Here is a 16,286-nt window from a genome sequence, read left to right as displayed (position 1 = left end):
TCCTTACCAGCTTTTAAATTTCGCAGGAGGCTCATATAGACCGCCCGACCATTGGACCAGTTCATCGATATTCTTCGCCGCTAATAATGAACGGTTCGCTTCTCCCCTCTGAATATTTAAATCTTCAGGTAAAGCAACAAGCCCTCGGTCACGTAACTGTTGTGTTTGCTTTACATCATGCTCCATGCCAAGTGGCGTCACTCCTGCAATCGAAGCAATCATTTCCCTTCGTTCAGCCGGGCTATCCGTTTTGTATAAATAAGCAATCCCTTCTTCCGTCACAACGTGCGTAATATCTTCCGCATAAATCATAACGGGGGCAACAGCTAAATTGGCTTGTTTTTTTACATCAACGGCATCCAAACGTTCTACAAATACAGGTGTATTCGCATCCTGATATGTCTCAGCAACCTGTACAACTAGTTTTTTTCCTCTTGCAAGCTCGTCTGTTGAAGTCATCATGTTATACCAAGCCTCTGTAGAATGACGGCGGCCTCCCGGGTTATGCCCCATATTCGGTGCACCGCCATAGCCGGCAACACGCCCCTTTGTCACAGTTGAGGAATTTCCATACGCATCCATTTGCAAAGTTGATCCAATAAAGAGATCTGCAGCATACTGTCCCGCTAATTGTGCCAATGTCCGGTTCGAGCGCATACTTCCGTCCTTACCCGTAAAGAAAACATCCCTTCTTGCTTCTACATACTTTTCCATTCCCAACTCTCCACCGAAGCAGTAAATACTTTCTGCCCAACCAGATTCTATGGCTGGGATAAGTGTTGGATGCGGGTTCAAAACCCAGTTTTTGCAGATCTTTCCCTTAAGGCCGAGCTTTTCTCCGTAAGAAGGCAGTAACAGCTCAATTGCTGCAGTATTGAAACCGATCCCATGATTTAATGATTGCACACTATGCTTTTCATAAATTCCGCGGATACACATCATCGCTTGTAAAATTTGAATATCGGTAATATGGCGCGGATCTCGCGTAAACAATGGCTCCAATTCATATGGATGATCTGCCTCAACAATGAAATCCACCCATGAATTTGGGATGTCGACCCGCGGTAATTCATCTACAATTTCATTTACCTGTGCGATTACAATTCCATCGCTAAAAGCTGCAGCCTCAACAATTGTAGGTGTTTCTTCCGTATTAGGACCAGTATATAAATTTCCATGTCTATCCGCTTTGTCTGCTGCAACTAACACGACATTGGGAGTTAAATCAACAAATAATCGTCCATAGAGTTCGATATATGTATGGAGATCCCCCAGTACTAAGCGGCCATCTTCAATCATTTGGGCAATCCTCATACTTTGCGGACCTGCATAGCTCAGATCGATTCGCTTAGCGATTCCTTCATCAAATAGATCTAAATGTTCGGGTCTCGATACACTCGACATAATCATATGAAGATCATGAACCTTCTCTGGGTCTACAAGAACCAAAGACTGGGATAAAAATGAGGCTTGCTTCTGATTATTCCCTTCAAGTACAACACGGTCCCCGGGTTTAATCAGCAACTCCAGCGCATCCACAATTTTCTCTGTAGGAATAATCGATCCATTGACTAAATGACTTACACTTTCAACTCTTCGTTGTTTTTGTTCAAGCTTTTGCTTCCAAGATCGTTGTTGAATAATAACCATATCTACACTCCTTTATTTTTTTCTACATACAGACAATCGTCTATACCATTTTTACTGACGGCATAACTATGAATTTCAGGAAATGCACTCGAAGCCAACCTTTTCAAAACGTCTCCCGGTGGCATCTCAATAAATTGACGCACGCCATATTCATATAAAACTGTTGTGGCATCATGCCAACGAACAGGCAGTGCGATACTTTCCGCTAAATCTTGTGCAATATCCTTTGACCTCCGTAATACTCTGGCATTGCGGTTTGCAATAAAAGGAATCGAAGGACGTCCAAGTTCAAGAGAATCTAATTCTTCTTTTAAAACAGTCTGGACGGGGAGAAACAAAGGAGAGTGAGATGGCGTTGTAACTTTCAGCATTTTAGCTGAACTGGCTCCCTTCCCGTCTACTTCATCAATAACTTTTTGTATTGCTCGTTTATGACCTGATAAAGTTAGTTGCGTCGGAGAATTTCGATTGGATACATAAACCGGATATTCATCTGTATATAAACCGCTAACAATCTCTTCTAATCTATTTTCTGACTGACCAACAATTACCGCCATTCCATAGTTCTCGTCTTGAAGTTCCTCCATTAGTTCACCACGTTTTTTCACAAGCAATAAGGCTTCCTCAAAACTTAAGACATTTGCTATGACTGCGGCAGCAAAAGCCCCGACAGAGTGACCAGCAACGAATTGAGGGCTTACTCCAAGGCTCAAGAAATATCGCGCCGTTGCAACGCTTGCAGTTAACATTGTAAGTTGCACATTTCTTGTACTAATCAACGCTTCTTCTGTTTGTAACATTTCTATAGGTTCTTTAATTATTTCCGATGCAGTTTCCAATGTATCGCTTATGATGGAATGCTGAGGAAGTTCATTCAAAAAGTAAGGGTATTGTGAGCCTTGACCAGGGAATAACCATGCACTTTTCATTTCAATCACCTATAACAATTTGCTTTTTACGCTGTATATTACATCTTCAGTATGTTTGCGCAAAATTGTTTTCAATTGGCTAATATCATCTTTCACTAAGCAACTATAGATCTCCTTATGTTCCTTTACCGACTTCTCAATCACTTTATTGCTAGAGAAATGAATAATTTGTATCCGCAGTAGAGGCAGAGATATCTTACTGTACATATCAATCAAAACCTTACTTTTACTCAGTTTCAATATGAGATAGTGAAATTGGTAATTCAAATGTGTATATTCCGTATAGTTTTCTACCTTCATCATTTTATGAACGACTAATCTCATCTCTTCTAATAACTTTTTCTCTTCACTCGGTTTTATCAAACGCTCGACAGCCAGCATTTCTATAGAATTTCGAACATCGAGCAAGTCCTTCATCTCATCAATCGTGTACCCCTTGATAAAAGCGCCTTTCCTAGGGACACGTTCAATAATCCCTTCCATAGTGAGCAAGTAAATAGCTTCCCTTACCGGCGATCTGCTGATGTTAAACTGTTCTGCGTAATTATTTTCTACAACCTGATCTCCAGGCTTTAGCTCGCTGCTCAACACTTGCTCTAATAATTGATTTGCCACCTTTTTTGATAAAGCATTGTCTAAAGACTTTTCGAAATACTCCATCCCTTCACCTCAGATTATGAATTTTAGTCGACTGTATACTAAACATACTAAACACTTTACCAACCATTTTCAATACAAAACTATGAATATTCTAAAATATTTAATATTTAGCTTGATTATCTTTGAGACTTTGCTTATTCTTAAGTCTAGAATACAGTCGACTAAATAAAAAAGAAATGGAGTGTTTAAATGGCGATTTACGGTGTGGCAATACTGGCAGGCTGTTTTGTAGTTGGGATGTTCTTCGGTGAGATTATCGGAACGATTATGGGCGTAGATTCAAACGTTGGCGGAGTAGGAATTGCAATGCTTTTACTCATTGTCGTTGTAGATAAGCTACAGAAAAAAGGAATGTTAAGCATGCCAGCTCAATCGGGTCTCGCTTTTTGGAATGCTATGTACATCCCAATTGTCATCGCAATGGCAGCGAGCCAAAATGTACTTGGCGCTTTAACGGGAGGTCCCTTGGCTATTATCGCAGGGGTGGCAGCAGTAGTTATTAGTTGGACAGTTGTCCCTTTACTTAGCGGGAAGAAGGCAAGGGAATCAGCGGTAGAGTTCAATCAAAGCCATCCACTGAAGACACAGGAGGTGAAGTAACATGTTTTTGGAAGCGATTACAAATGTACTTGAAGGAAACGGGTTGATTACTGGCTTTGTCATTGTCGGTGTTACCATGTATGTTGCGTATCTTATTTCAGGAAAACTTACAAGGGGTATCGTACACGGATCTGCAATTGCTATTGTACTAGGTTTGGTTTTAGCTTACTTCGGAGGTGTTTATACTGAAGGAACTAAAGGACTGGCGGATGTCTCCTTGTTTGCGGGGATTGGTTTGCTAGGAGGAAGCATGCTTCGGGATTTTGCAATTGTTGCTACATCATTTGGAGCAAACTTCGACGAAATTAAAAAAGCAGGTGCACGAGGTGTTTCTTCTTTATTCATCGGAGTGGGGCTTTCATTTGTTGTAGGCGTATTGATCGCTTTACTATTTGGCTATAACGATGCAGTAAGCTTAACTACAATTGGAGCAGGTGCAGTTACTTATATTGTCGGACCCATAACAGGAGCTGCGTTAAATGCCAGTTCTGAAGTAATTGCTATCAGTATTGCCGCTGGTTTGATCAAGTCGGTTTTAGTTATGGTAGGAACGCCATTTGTCGCAAAATATATTGGACTTGATAATCCGTTATCTGCAATGGTATATGGAGGATTGATGGGAACAACTTCTGGTGTAACAGGTGGGTTAGCTGCGACGGATGTACGATTGGTGCCGTATGGAGCCGTCACAGCTACCTTCTATACAGGTTTGGGATGCTTATTATGCCCAACCCTACTTTATATTCTAACAGGTTTAGTATGGTAATAATATGTTATTTTTTATTTTAGTAAAATAATGATGAGAATTCAATCTACTAACTGACAAAGAAAGTTTTATAATAATGAATATACCGCCCCTCACTACCAACAGGTATAGTGAAGGGCTTTATTCCTGCAAATTTATTATAATACCAAATTTCATAGTATACGAATATAGTTGTTTTCATTAATAATTGTAGATCATAAAATGAATTATTCGTATAGTAAATTGAAAGTTAAAGTTAAATCACAATCAACAACGACTAAATCTATTCTTTTAAAGGTGGTTAGGCAATTGGCGTCCCGTTTTCAACCACTTTGCTGGTTTTAACAGAACAACATCAACCTCTTCTGGAATACCACCAATAACCAAACTTCCGATTTAAAACCCGCAATTCGTCTCCCCAGGAAATCGACCACTGCCATTACTTGTTGTCCAATCAGTTGTTCTGGGACATATCTCTTTGTAATTTGCGCTGAAGAGTATTTCATGCCAAATTCACCAAAATTGATTCGCATCTTGATCGCTGGGACCCGTGCTTTGTCAAATGGTTCTGCTTCTACTACGGTCCCCACTCGTATATCCAATTTCAATTAGTCGTCTATTGTCGCCAAATTAATCAACCTCTCGCATCAGATCTGTTTCAAATATTTAAAAAACCACTTTAAAGTAAACTAATTTGCAAACATAGTGCTGCTGCTCATACAAAAAATAGGTTCTCATACAACGAGAACCCGGTACGCTATTCTTACTTCTTCACTTCTGCAACCGTCATCCCATCACCAAGCGGAATCAGCAGTGATTCCAATTGTGGATGATTTGCTACTGTTTCATTGAATGATTGCATGAATGAAGTATAGCGTTTTGGTTGCACTTCCGGATCCGCCACACTTCCTCTAGCCAGTACATTATCGAGTACAATTAACGCCCCTGGCTCTGCAAGCTGAATGCAAGCTTCTAGATAATTTGCATAGTTTTCTTTATCCGCATCAATAAAGAAAAAATCAAATTGCTGTTCTTCTTCCTCTAATTGCGCAAGGCTGTCCAAGGCAGGTCCCGTTCGGTACAACACTTGATCACCAAAGCCTGCATTTGCTAAATTGTTTGCCGCTAACTTTGCATACCGCTCTTCTAATTCTAGGGATGTCAAAGTTCCTTCGTTCCCAAACCCTCTCGCAAGACAAATCCCACTGTAGCCACCAAGCGCGCCAATTTCCAAGATATTTTTTGCACCTGAAATTGTTACCAGCATGGTCAGTAGTTTTCCTGAAGAAGGTGACACCGATATAGCGGGCATGCCGTTTTCTCCAATCGAAGCAATCACTTCCTCTAACAATGCATCTTGTTTCGTAAATACTGTATCGATATAATCATTGATTTTCCTCATTTAACTCAATCCCTTTCTCAATCGTATCTTCGGATGGTTTGCTATCCGTCATCTCATCCTCATTGATTTCAAAGAGTTGAACAAACTCATTAATGACCATATCAATAGCTTTTAGTTCTCCGACTAAAACAGGATGAATGGAATGAAACTCAGGCTGCTCAAGTTGCTGTTTGATCGTTGCACGCTTCAGATGCATGCGCTCTAAAAAAGTAAGAGCCCTTCCACGACGAAATGTTTTGGGACCGCGCGTCCCCTCTTCCCTACCATGGCGTCTACCGTGATGACGCCCTTCTCTTCTTGTGTGTTCTTCTCTCATTAGTAACCCCTCCACTGTATGCAACTGTATACAATCTATAATACCACTATTTGTATACATTTGTATACAACGATCTGTTCTTCAATCACTGCTTACAATGCTTAGGTAATGCTGACACTAAATCCACTCTGTTATACGCACAGCGACTAGCGAGAATTGTACTATTTCAAGACCTTGTATGCTGACAAATCAATTCAATTTTTAAACACTCGAAAAGTAGCTATCACCCGTCACCCCTTTCCAGTCTAATTTAGTAGTCCACACTTTATCTCCATATTTTCAAGATTTATTATTTAGCATAATAAAAGGATAGGAAAGCAGATATCGCTCCTGCTTCTCTATCCTTTTTGGGGCATCTAAAATACTTTCATCCACTATCTGTATTGTACTTCGAAATTTATTGTATAAAACTGTAGCGTGATTTTTCCGTTTATTGAAAATCTCTTTTTGAATCATACAACATTGAACTGTTTTAATCGTTCTCCCGAAACGTCACCGCTCCACTAAGTATAGCCGCTTGACCATTTGAAGAATAGTTAAATAGCCCCACGTGACTTGCATTGCTCCGTAAGTTCATACATGGGAAGTTGGACATTTAGTTGAATTGAGGAAACCAAGACGAAGCGTTCTCGCCAACTCTGCCAAGTAAGAGACACATAATCATCAGATCAATAAAAGAGCTAAACCGTTTAACGGCCTGCTCTCTTATTACTAATCATTTTTTGTTTTACCCCATGAAACATGAGAGTTTAACTAAACACAATTGTTTTTTTACAACCTATATCCACTTTGAGGATTGTATAATTACTTCATTGACAGCCATTTAGAAGGCAACTTATCTTCCGAAATGAGAAGATCGATTTTCTCAATTAATAGAGGCAGTTCACTCATTGAATTAATTGTGAAGTCCGCACCATTACGGAGAAATATTTCTTGCGTTTTCGTGATGACCTCGGCCTGTTCTACTTCGGAAAGTGCATGGTATTCATCTAAACTGAGTCCCATTTCTGAGCTGCCAATAACGACACCTACCGACCAAACACCCGCATTTACTGCTTCACGTATATCTGAAACTGTGTCCCCGACTTTTACCACTTTCCATGATGCTGACAATTTTAATGCTTCCATGTTTCTGTAAATCATATAAGGATACGGTCTTCCTAATGAGTTTGTTCCGTCTGGTGTAATATAAAAGTCTGGCTTATATCCTTTTTTTAAAGCATTCGGGACTACTACCTCCATCATCGTTTCGGTGTATCCTGTTGTCGAACCAATTTTCAAACCTTGACTCCTCAATACTTCTACAGTTTCCAATACCTCTGGAAGAGGGTCTGTATACTCAATTAAGGATGACATGAGTGCGGATTCAAATTCGCCATATAAACGCTCTACGTCTTGTTCATTAAATGATCTTCCGTATTTTTCTCTCCACAATGCGGAAATCCGAGGCATGGACAGCATGGCGCGGATATGGTCAATTTTCAGCATCCCCATTGGTTCTCTTGCTTCAGCCATTGTTACTTCAATGCCCGCATTTTTAAAAATATCTATAAATACATTTACGGGTGCAAAACAACCAAAGTCCACCGTTGTTCCAGCCCAATCGAAGATGATTCCTTCTACCTTTCTCAATTTGACAACACTCCCATATATTCTTCTATAATCATGCATAGTGCGGCAATATCTTCTTCATAAATTTCACCGATATTTCCAATTCGGAATGTATCTACCTCTGTCAGTTTGCCTGGATAAATAACAAATCCTCTTTCTTTCATATATGAATAAAATTCGTTAAAACTGAACTGATCATTTGGGAATAAAAATGTAGTAATGATCGGTGATTGTTTTTCTGCTGTAATATAGGCGTGAATACCCGCTTTTTCCAGTTCCACTCTTAGCAGTTGATTATTAGTCTCATAGCGTTGCTGTCTAGCGCTGATCCCACCCTCCTCTATCAGTTCATCAATCGCTTTAGAGAATGCAGCTACAACATGTGTCGGTGAAGTGTAACGCCATTTTCCGTCTTCGTGCATTTCTTTCCATTGATCATATAAATCTAAAGATAAACTCCGGGAATTTTCTTCACATGCCAATAATTTGTCCAGTTTAGCAATGACAAAGCCGAATCCTGGCACTCCTTGAATACATTTATTAGCACTGCTTATTAAATAGTCAATTCCAAGTGACGGCAGATCTATTTCCATACCGCCAAAGCTACTCATGGCATCTACAATTACCGTTTTGCCAAACTTTTTTGATAGGTTCGAAACCATTTCTATTGGGTTCAAAATACCCGTAGTCGTTTCACAATGTACCATCACTATATGTGTGATAATTTGGTCATTTTGTAAAATTCGGCTGATTTCATTTTCATCTGGGTGCTCGTTATAAGGTACACAATACTCCGTGTAGTTCAGGCCTATGTATTTGGCCATTTTTACAATTCTTTCTCCATATGCGCCATTTGTGATAATTAATGCCTTATCCGAATTCGACATAGCTGTATTCATGACGGATTCCACTGCGAATGTGCCGCTTCCCTGCATAAGGACAACGGTATACTCTTCCTCATTGGCATGTGCCAGGTCAAGAAGCTGACGTCTTATTTTTTGTGTGATTGCTTTATAATCATGATCCCAAGTACAACGGTCAAAAAGCATTTCCTCTTTTACCGTACTTGATGTTGTCAGTGGGCCAGGCGTTAAAAGCTTGTAATGGTTCATATCTATTACTCCCCTATCTTTATTTTGCAGAATTAAAATAGTCTTGGTGTTGCTTCAATAGTTCAACCGTCAATGTGTCTCCAAACTTCTTTGTATGGGCAGGCTGATGATCGTCACTAATCACTTCACCATCATAAAGAGCCACTGGATAGTCTTGTAATATCCCTTCTCTGCCATCATTAATAATGACTTCTGCCATTTTCATCGAAAGTTCTGTCCGTGCATCGTCTTTTTCTACAACTGCAATTGATTCGGTAAGTGTGAAATTCCCCTCAGTAGGGTCAATGAAATCAATTGGTGCGCCTTGTTCATTTGCGATGACTGCTTGGTGACGGAGACCAAAACCTGCTGCCACCTCTCCAGCTATTACTTTCTTTATAGGCCCCGAGCCAGAACTTTCAAGATGCGGACCCACATTTGCAATTAAATCTTGAAGAATTGTTTTTCCTTCCTCTTCACCGTATTGAGAAATAATCGCTTGTACTAATAGCCAGCCCGTTGAGGAATCCATTATATTAGGAATGGAAACAAGGCCTTTGAATTCTGGTTTCGTCAAATCTTCAATAGAAGATGGCGCAGGTAAACCTTTGTCCTTAAGAACTTGCGTATTCACAAAAATAGAACCTTTATTTGCCAGCACGGGCGTATAGTACGATGGATACGTTTCTAAAGCATTCGTGGCAAATGTCAAATCTGCGAACATCGTATGTTTATCTTGAGCACTGTCGATAAAGTAAGAACTCATCGTGATAATATCGGCTTCTATCTGCTTCCCCTCAGCTATCAGCTTTCCTCCTAATTCAGACGTACCTAAAGATTGGAATACATATTGCCCTTCGTATCCTGCATTTTTTAATGCTACTTCCATAGACGTTACGGCTTCTTCATCGCCATTTGTCAAAATAACAACTTTTTCAGATCCGTCCGAAGTTGCGCCTTTTGCAATGCATCCGACTAATAACAAGATTGAACTGATTATTACTAACGTTAAGAGATGTCCCTTCCTCAACATATTTCCCCCTCACTTTAATTGTGTTTAAGTCGCCTTTTCTGAAAATAATCACAAAGTAACTTAACGAATAGATTTGTAAAAAAGATGAGTATAGATAAAACAAAAACTTCATTAAACTTAGCGAAGTGCTGCAATTCCTTAATTTTGCTTGCAACTACCGAAGTTGTAGCCGTCACTAAGAAAATAATGCCGCTTATTGTTACCATTGCATTCATGAAATAGTAGCTAAACATCTCCAATACAGTGGAAAATGAGTTTGGAATAACCACTCGGCGAATTGTTTTAAACCAGCTATCTCCCAATAATTCTCCAGTCATTTCCCATGACAAATTCATTTTAGAAAGTGAATTCTTTGCCATTAAATACGGCGTGGTAAAGTAGTGAATAATAGTACATAAGACGATAATGGCAAATGTCCCTTTTAAACTGCTATTATTAAAAAGAAGTAAATAGGAAATCCCTAAAACCATACCCGGCACGGTGTTTGTAATCATTGAAAATATATCTAATGCCGCTTTTCCTTTAATAGGTGTGCGCACATTTAAGAGTGCTGCGCAAAAAGCGGTTAATGTGCCGAATAATGCGGTTAGGAGCGCAAAAATTACCGAGTTTTTATACACATTCACTAAATCACTAGATTGGAAGACATCTATGAAATGCTTAAACGTAAAAGTTAGATCATAAGGATAACTATTGACCAATGGTGCGACGAACATGATGGCAAAGATGGCGAACATGCTTAGTAAAACACTGGTTGAAAGAATTCCTAATACGACGTCCCTGCCTCTGTTTCGAAGCAACTCAACCTCACTAAGTTTGTCATAATGAAAATTGAACTTTTCAAGGTATTGTAATAGGAATACTGCAAACACTGCCGGAATTAGCATGAATACGGCAATTGCTGCTCCATTATTGAAATCTGGAATAGAACCAAGCATCACTTGGTACAGTTGCGTTGCTACAACAGAATAAGACCCTCCTATAGAAGCCGGTATGCCGAAGTCTGTAAAACTCAAGATGAAAGAAAGCACAAATGCTCCCCCCAGAGTTCCCCATAATGGACGAATAATCGTATTCATAAAACTTCGCAGTGCTCTATCGCCCATCAACTTTGAAACAATGATAAATTTCTTATCAATATACTTAAAAGAGTTATTAATCAGCAGAAATGCTGGCGGTAATGTATACAGACAATAACCTATCAACAAACCGTTAAATCCATAAATCTCAAAAAAACTTCGACCAAAGAGCTTTGTCAGCAATCCTTGGTTTCCAAAAGAATACATAATCGCAAATCCATATGTAATAGTAGGGAGCAGCATCGGAATCAGGATTCCAATCTGAATAGCGCCCTTTAGAGGACGAGTAACCCTCGTAAAATTAATCGTATAGGATAACAAAAATGCTAAAATTGTTGTAATGACAGCAGTCAGGCTGGATATTTTTATGCTGTTCCAAATGGATACCATCAAGTCATTGTTGGTTAGAATGGAATGGTAATTTGAGATCGTAAATCCTTGACTCGTTTCAAAGGAACGGATAAATAGGACGACCAAAGGCAAGATGAGAAAAATTGCAAATAAGCATACTATGATTGTGTAAATAGCACGGATTTCCAGCTTTACTTTAAGCATACTTTTCACTGAACAAGTTATAAATATTTTGCCTTTTAATCTCCAATTGTTTCAGAATAAAATTCTTCACAAATTCATTACTTGGCCGGTTAATTATTTCAAATGGTGTGCCAAACTGCGAAATATTCCCTTGATTAATAATGAGAATTTTATCCGATAAGGTTAATGCTTCTTCGGGATCATGTGTGACAATAATTGTGGTTAGATCGAATTCCTTCGCAATAGACTTAATTCGTTCTTTTATGGATTCCTTAATCACACCATCTAACGCACTTAATGGTTCATCCAACAATAATACTTCCGGCTTTGTCACTAACGTTCGGGCAAGAGCAACTCTTTGCTTCTGACCACCCGACAGCTCGCCTATCTTCTTATTCAAGTGAGGATTCAAATCTAAAAAATCAATGTACTCCTGAAGCTCCTTCTTCGTAACCAGTTCTTTCTTATTTTTTAAACCGTATATAATATTTTCATAGGCATTTAAATGAGGAAAAAGGGCATAGTCCTGGAAGACAATATTAAAGCCTCGTTTCTTCATCGGTACCGTGCTCATATCCTTTCCGTTAAAAATGATTTTTCCTTGGTCCATTTGAGTCAAACCCAAAATAATATTCAATAATGTAGTTTTTCCACTGCCGCTTGGTCCAAGTAGTGAGACAATTTCTCCAGTTTTAATTATAAGATCTATATTTTCTAAAACTACTTTTTGATCATATTTTTTGCCTATGTTTTGCATTTCTAGCAAACGGATCACCTCCCAAAGTAATTTCATTGTAGCAACCGAATGTTAATTTCCATGATGATTTATGTAAAGGGTGTGTAAATCAATAGAAAATTTTACTTGTGCGTTCTTAATACGACGAACTATTCCGTCAACTCAAATTGTAATAAAACCAGTTATTTTATCATGTTCCATAATGGCTCTTGCCATGTGATGTTCGTTAGCGATCGATTTTCAAATCTATTAATAGTTCTTATATAAAAAATGCTAATTATGTTATTACATTTAAATCCTCAACTGTTTATCATTACAATTTTGAAATTATGAAAATAAAAGGATAGAGAGAGCAGATATCCATCCTGCCCCTCTATCCCTTTTCACTTATATTTAGTAATCGAAAACTGGAGAATTTACAAGCCGCTAATGATTTCCTTTCATTCATGTATTTCTGCAAGTGCTTTGCCAATCTATTCGTCTGTAGGCAATGATACTGCCTATATAGTCTAGAACCACCTTACATCATCGGCTAAGGTGTGATTCTCGAAAACATTTGAACACTATCTTCTCACCTGAAAGGATACGACTGTTCCTTGATTTGGAGTGCTTTTGATTTGAAGCCCTGTGCCGAACTGTCTTGTTAGACGTTGGTTTGTATTAATTAAACCTATACTTGTCTGACTGCCTTTCTTTCTTTCTAATAAGCTGTGCAACTGGGCTCCATCCATTCCAATGCCGTCATCTTTAATTGAAATCTCAACGTAATCCTCATAGAGTGTGCAATAAATTGTGATTGTTCCCCCACTGATACGCTTCATAACTCCGTGTCTGACTGCATTTTCAACTAAGGGTTGGATTGACAGGAAGGGTATTTTAAGATCCTTACATCCATCCATCTCCCACACAACATTCAATCGATCTCCGAAACGTACCTGTTCGATATTCAGATATGATCGTACAATATTTAATTCCTCTTGTATGGGTATCAATTCATCTATGTGTTGGAATTGGTATTTACTTCTTAAGAATTCGCTTAGTTCCATTAGCAACTCTTTCATCTTATTCAAGTCAATTTCACTCAGTGCGATAACGGAATTTAATGTGTTGAATAAAAAGTGAGGTTGGATTTGAGATTGTAACCATGCAGCCTCTAATTGCAATTGTTCGCGTGCGACTTCTTTTATCTCCGCAAGCGCCCGGACTCTGGCTCGTAATTCCAACATTTCAACAGGTTTCGTTACATAGTCGTTCGCGCCCGCCAAAAACCCTGCTTGTATATCCTTCAAGTCGCTCCTTGCTGTAAGCAGTAAGATTGGAAGTTCTGTGAGTGAAAACCTTTTACGAATCATATTGGTTAACTCATAGCCGGACATCCGCGGCATCATAACATCCGTAATAACTAAGTTGTATTCCTTTTTGTTTAATTGATCAAGAGCTTCTTTGCCGCTTGTCGCAGTTGTGACATCATATTGGTCAACTGACAAAATCGATTGAAGTACCTGTAGGTTGATGGGGTCATCGTCCACGATCAATATAGGCAACCGCCCTGCCCTACCCTCCACTAACGCCATTTGATATGTTGCGGCTGAGATTTCAGTATCCGTCAAATCAAACGAGGTCTCCTTCAAATAATTAGAGGGCATTTCGTACAATACGGCGTGCTGGGCTTCCATTGATGAAGCGTTTTCGGTTTTGCTGTATTGATCCAATGGGTCCAACTCCAGCGAAAACGTAAAAGTTGATCCTTTTCCTGGCGTTGAGGATACTTCTAACTGTCCACCATGAAGCTCAACCAACTGTTTACTTATATTTAAACCTAGTCCGATTCCCCCTTCCGTCATTGCTGCGTCGACCGCTTGCTCATAGGGACGGAACAAGTGTCGTAGAAAATCCTCATCTATCCCCATTCCGGTGTCAGATATCATAATAAGCGCCCTTTCACCCTTTACTTTCGATCGAATGTAGATTTCGCCCTCATCTGTGTATTTGATCGCATTATGAAGTAAGTTGTAGATGATTTGAATGACCCGGTTTTCGTCTGCAATGACCGAAGGAAAATCTTCTGAGATTTCATTGATAATGTGAATTGGCTTAACTTCAACGAGAAATTGCAGCATATCTATCACTCCACTTACGATTGGCTGAATCGCTATCGATTTTGTATGGAGGCGTGGATGGCCTTCTCTAAGGCTGGCTAAATCAAGTAAATCATTTAATAATAATGACATTCGCCGACCGACTGTTAAAATTGTTTCAAGCTCATGGACACTTTTAGTCTTTAATAAATTCCTTTCTCTCATTAATACAGATTGAGACATATTAATGATCCCATGAAGAGGATTTTTAAACTCATGAGAGGTGTTCGTCAAAAATTGATCCTTATGCTCATTCACTTTTTGTAATTGAACTGCGAGCTTCGCCGTTTCTGCATGCATTGTAAAATAATCCTTAAACCAAATTGATGTAAAACAACCAATTGACAAAATCAAGTCGAATGGATAATGAACAACACTTACGCCGGTTTCTCTCCAAAAGATCATCCAAGCAAAATGGTGGGCAACTATTAGTAAGGAAAGTAACAATAAAACATTCCCTGTGAAATTTCTATATATTTTCTTGAAAATAGTTATCAGGGAGACAGCAACAGCAAATCCCGCCAACAGATAATAAACTGGAAACAACATTATAATTTGACTCGAAGATAAAAACAGCGTAACGATGGCTGTTCCCATAGCAATAACCGAGTACACTGGGTTCATCAGCCGCCAGTATGGAAGACTGCGATGATCCATGCACTGAACCAACGCAAGACCAGCGACCGGAATGAGGATATTCGCCAGACGGAAATCCCACTCATATCCAACGTCAAATAATAAGTGAAATAATTTTTCATCATTGCTTATTAAGTTCATTAACGTTATGCAAAATAAGAGCAAAGAAAAATAGAGTAGTTTTTTCTCTCGATTTCCCAAGAAATATAGCACAAGGGCATAGATAGAATGTAGAAAGAATATGACTGAAGCCAACACTTGCAAGGATAGGGACAAATTTCTTTCTTTAGATATTGCTGCTTCGGAACCAAATTTAACTGACCGGATAATGCCGCTGCGACGAACATCTTTGAAATTCGCTGCTTGAATGACAATGTCGATCACACCGTTTTCATCTGCAGTAAAGGTTGATAAATATGGCAAATTTTTTGCTATGTATTCGTCTTTTGTTTTTCCGATTTGTCCCGATCCAGCCAAAAGCCGTCCATTGACGAAGACTTGCGAAGAGCTGCGAACGCTAGGCACATATATACTATAATTAAGCACCTCACTTTTATTCACATAGAGAAGCAAGCGGTAGGAGCCATATCCATATGGAGTCGATTTCCCATCTTGAAAATCCTCATTCCACCTACCAGGGACTTGAACAAGTTTCTTCGGTCCATCACTTGCATTCGTCATCCGCTCCGGATCCTTCATCAATTGTGATGGATAAAACTCCCACTCTCCGTCAAGAAGCAAAACTTCGCCCTCTTGTGCATGCCAATCACGTAAATCCAATTGACCATTTTTTATTTGTGTATCTGAGAGGTTGCGAAATGTATCCATCCATAGAATACGAGAACCTGATAAAACAAGCAGTAAACCGATCATCATTATCACATGTCTTTTTTTCATTTATGTATTCACGGAAATCCTCCGCTCCCCCTCCTTTTTTGACGTTTGCTCATATTAGGACTACTCGGATAATACACCACAGTATCATATTATGTAAATAGAGGAATCCCTATACAAATCTAGACCACGACGTAGTAGGGTTGTGTTTCTCACACAAAAACTTATTTTAGAGGACATTAATATATTTTGAAACCTTCTATGATTATCTACGTCTGTAGGTTGCTCACCT

13 protein-coding genes and 1 pseudogene are annotated in these 16,286 nt (G+C 39.1%); 2 read left to right on the top strand and 12 right to left on the bottom strand.

What is annotated here, in order from left to right; all coding sequences use genetic code 11:
• Positions 1-3: 3 nt before the first annotated feature.
• Genes mdcA through MKY93_RS00720 form a run of 3 tightly spaced genes read right to left on the bottom strand, consistent with a single transcriptional unit; the run spans position 4 to position 3,239 of the window.
• Entirely contained in the window at positions 4-1,650 is a 1,647-nt protein-coding gene (gene mdcA / locus MKY93_RS00730; protein WP_009766629.1) for a malonate decarboxylase subunit alpha, read from the bottom strand.
• 2 nt (positions 1,651-1,652) lie between these two features.
• Positions 1,653-2,579 carry an ACP S-malonyltransferase gene (locus tag MKY93_RS00725; RefSeq protein WP_340757872.1) on the bottom strand — a complete coding sequence of 309 codons (927 nt, stop codon included), beginning with the start codon at positions 2,577-2,579 and terminating at the stop codon, positions 1,653-1,655.
• 9 nt (positions 2,580-2,588) lie between these two features.
• On the bottom strand, positions 2,589-3,239 hold the full coding sequence (locus MKY93_RS00720; protein WP_078817651.1) for a GntR family transcriptional regulator: 651 nt from the start codon (positions 3,237-3,239) through the stop codon (positions 2,589-2,591).
• Positions 3,240-3,428: 189 nt separating this feature from the next.
• Between MKY93_RS00720 and madL the strand changes: the two genes are divergently transcribed.
• Complete coding sequence (gene madL / locus MKY93_RS00715; protein ID WP_078817652.1) at positions 3,429-3,839, top strand: malonate transporter subunit MadL; 411 nt, start codon at positions 3,429-3,431, stop codon at positions 3,837-3,839.
• A 1-nt stretch (position 3,840) separates the two neighbouring features.
• The gene (gene madM / locus MKY93_RS00710) at positions 3,841-4,605 is read left to right on the top strand and encodes a malonate transporter subunit MadM (protein WP_078817653.1); all 765 of its coding nucleotides are present in this window, start codon (positions 3,841-3,843) and stop codon (positions 4,603-4,605) included.
• A gap of 280 nt (positions 4,606-4,885) precedes the next feature.
• On the opposite strand, the pseudogene MKY93_RS00705 reads toward madM, so the two are convergent.
• From MKY93_RS00705 to MKY93_RS00665, 9 genes and pseudogenes are all read right to left on the bottom strand, one after another.
• Positions 4,886-5,192 (bottom strand): annotated as a pseudogene (locus MKY93_RS00705) (tRNA-binding protein).
• Between the two features lie 155 nt (positions 5,193-5,347).
• A complete protein-coding gene (locus MKY93_RS00700) occupies positions 5,348-5,986 on the bottom strand; it encodes an O-methyltransferase (protein ID WP_340757868.1) in 639 nt (212 codons plus the stop codon).
• On the bottom strand, positions 5,970-6,302 hold the full coding sequence (locus tag MKY93_RS00695) for a hypothetical protein (RefSeq protein ID WP_340757866.1): 333 nt from the start codon (positions 6,300-6,302) through the stop codon (positions 5,970-5,972). The genes MKY93_RS00700 and MKY93_RS00695 overlap by 17 nt, the downstream gene beginning before the upstream one ends.
• An 804-nt stretch (positions 6,303-7,106) precedes the next feature.
• Entirely contained in the window at positions 7,107-7,934 is an 828-nt protein-coding gene (phnX, locus tag MKY93_RS00690; protein ID WP_340757863.1) for a phosphonoacetaldehyde hydrolase, read from the bottom strand.
• Positions 7,931-9,025 (bottom strand): 2-aminoethylphosphonate--pyruvate transaminase, encoded by a 1,095-nt coding sequence (gene phnW / locus MKY93_RS00685; RefSeq protein WP_340757861.1) that lies wholly within the window; start codon positions 9,023-9,025, stop codon positions 7,931-7,933. The genes phnX and phnW overlap by 4 nt, the downstream gene beginning before the upstream one ends.
• Before the next feature lie 19 nt (positions 9,026-9,044).
• Positions 9,045-10,037: an extracellular solute-binding protein gene (locus MKY93_RS00680; RefSeq protein WP_340757859.1), complete on the bottom strand. Its 993-nt coding sequence runs from the start codon at positions 10,035-10,037 to the stop codon at positions 9,045-9,047.
• A 14-nt stretch (positions 10,038-10,051) separates the two neighbouring features.
• Positions 10,052-11,671, bottom strand: coding sequence for an ABC transporter permease subunit (locus tag MKY93_RS00675; protein ID WP_340760888.1), 1,620 nt, complete (start codon positions 11,669-11,671; stop codon positions 10,052-10,054).
• Positions 11,664-12,443, bottom strand: coding sequence for an ABC transporter ATP-binding protein (locus MKY93_RS00670; protein WP_445683471.1), 780 nt, complete (start codon positions 12,441-12,443; stop codon positions 11,664-11,666). The genes MKY93_RS00675 and MKY93_RS00670 overlap by 8 nt, the downstream gene beginning before the upstream one ends.
• Positions 12,444-12,949: 506 nt before the next feature.
• Positions 12,950-16,057, bottom strand: a complete 3,108-nt coding sequence (locus MKY93_RS00665) for a hybrid sensor histidine kinase/response regulator (protein ID WP_340757857.1) — start codon at positions 16,055-16,057, stop codon at positions 12,950-12,952.
• Positions 16,058-16,286: the final 229 nt, after the last annotated feature.

Source organism: Sporosarcina sp. FSL W7-1283, from assembly GCF_038003105.1.
GTDB classification, from domain to species: Bacteria; Bacillota; Bacilli; order Bacillales_A; family Planococcaceae; genus Sporosarcina; species Sporosarcina newyorkensis.
Note: the sequence above shows the minus strand (reverse complement) of the source record. Positions and strands in the feature narration are given on the sequence as shown.

What these genes read in the sequence shown, in the direction of transcription:
- madL (WP_078817652.1), top strand. Translation starts at nt 3,429, where the DNA reads ATGGCGATTTACGGTGTGGCAATACTGGCAGGCTGTTTTGTAGTTGGG.
- MKY93_RS00725 (WP_340757872.1), bottom strand. Translation starts at nt 2,579, where the DNA reads ATGAAAAGTGCATGGTTATTCCCTGGTCAAGGCTCACAATACCCTTAC.
- MKY93_RS00670 (WP_445683471.1), bottom strand. Translation starts at nt 12,443, where the DNA reads ATGAAATTACTTTGGGAGGTGATCCGTTTGCTAGAAATGCAAAACATA.
- MKY93_RS00675 (WP_340760888.1), bottom strand. Translation starts at nt 11,671, where the DNA reads ATGCTTAAAGTAAAGCTGGAAATCCGTGCTATTTACACAATCATAGTA.
- MKY93_RS00695 (WP_340757866.1), bottom strand. Translation starts at nt 6,302, where the DNA reads ATGAGAGAAGAACACACAAGAAGAGAAGGGCGTCATCACGGTAGACGC.
- phnW (WP_340757861.1), bottom strand. Translation starts at nt 9,025, where the DNA reads ATGAACCATTACAAGCTTTTAACGCCTGGCCCACTGACAACATCAAGT.
- MKY93_RS00700 (WP_340757868.1), bottom strand. Translation starts at nt 5,986, where the DNA reads ATGAGGAAAATCAATGATTATATCGATACAGTATTTACGAAACAAGAT.
- MKY93_RS00665 (WP_340757857.1), bottom strand. Translation starts at nt 16,057, where the DNA reads ATGAAAAAAAGACATGTGATAATGATGATCGGTTTACTGCTTGTTTTA.
- MKY93_RS00680 (WP_340757859.1), bottom strand. Translation starts at nt 10,037, where the DNA reads ATGTTGAGGAAGGGACATCTCTTAACGTTAGTAATAATCAGTTCAATC.
- madM (WP_078817653.1), top strand. Translation starts at nt 3,841, where the DNA reads ATGTTTTTGGAAGCGATTACAAATGTACTTGAAGGAAACGGGTTGATT.
- MKY93_RS00720 (WP_078817651.1), bottom strand. Translation starts at nt 3,239, where the DNA reads ATGGAGTATTTCGAAAAGTCTTTAGACAATGCTTTATCAAAAAAGGTG.
- mdcA (WP_009766629.1), bottom strand. Translation starts at nt 1,650, where the DNA reads ATGGTTATTATTCAACAACGATCTTGGAAGCAAAAGCTTGAACAAAAA.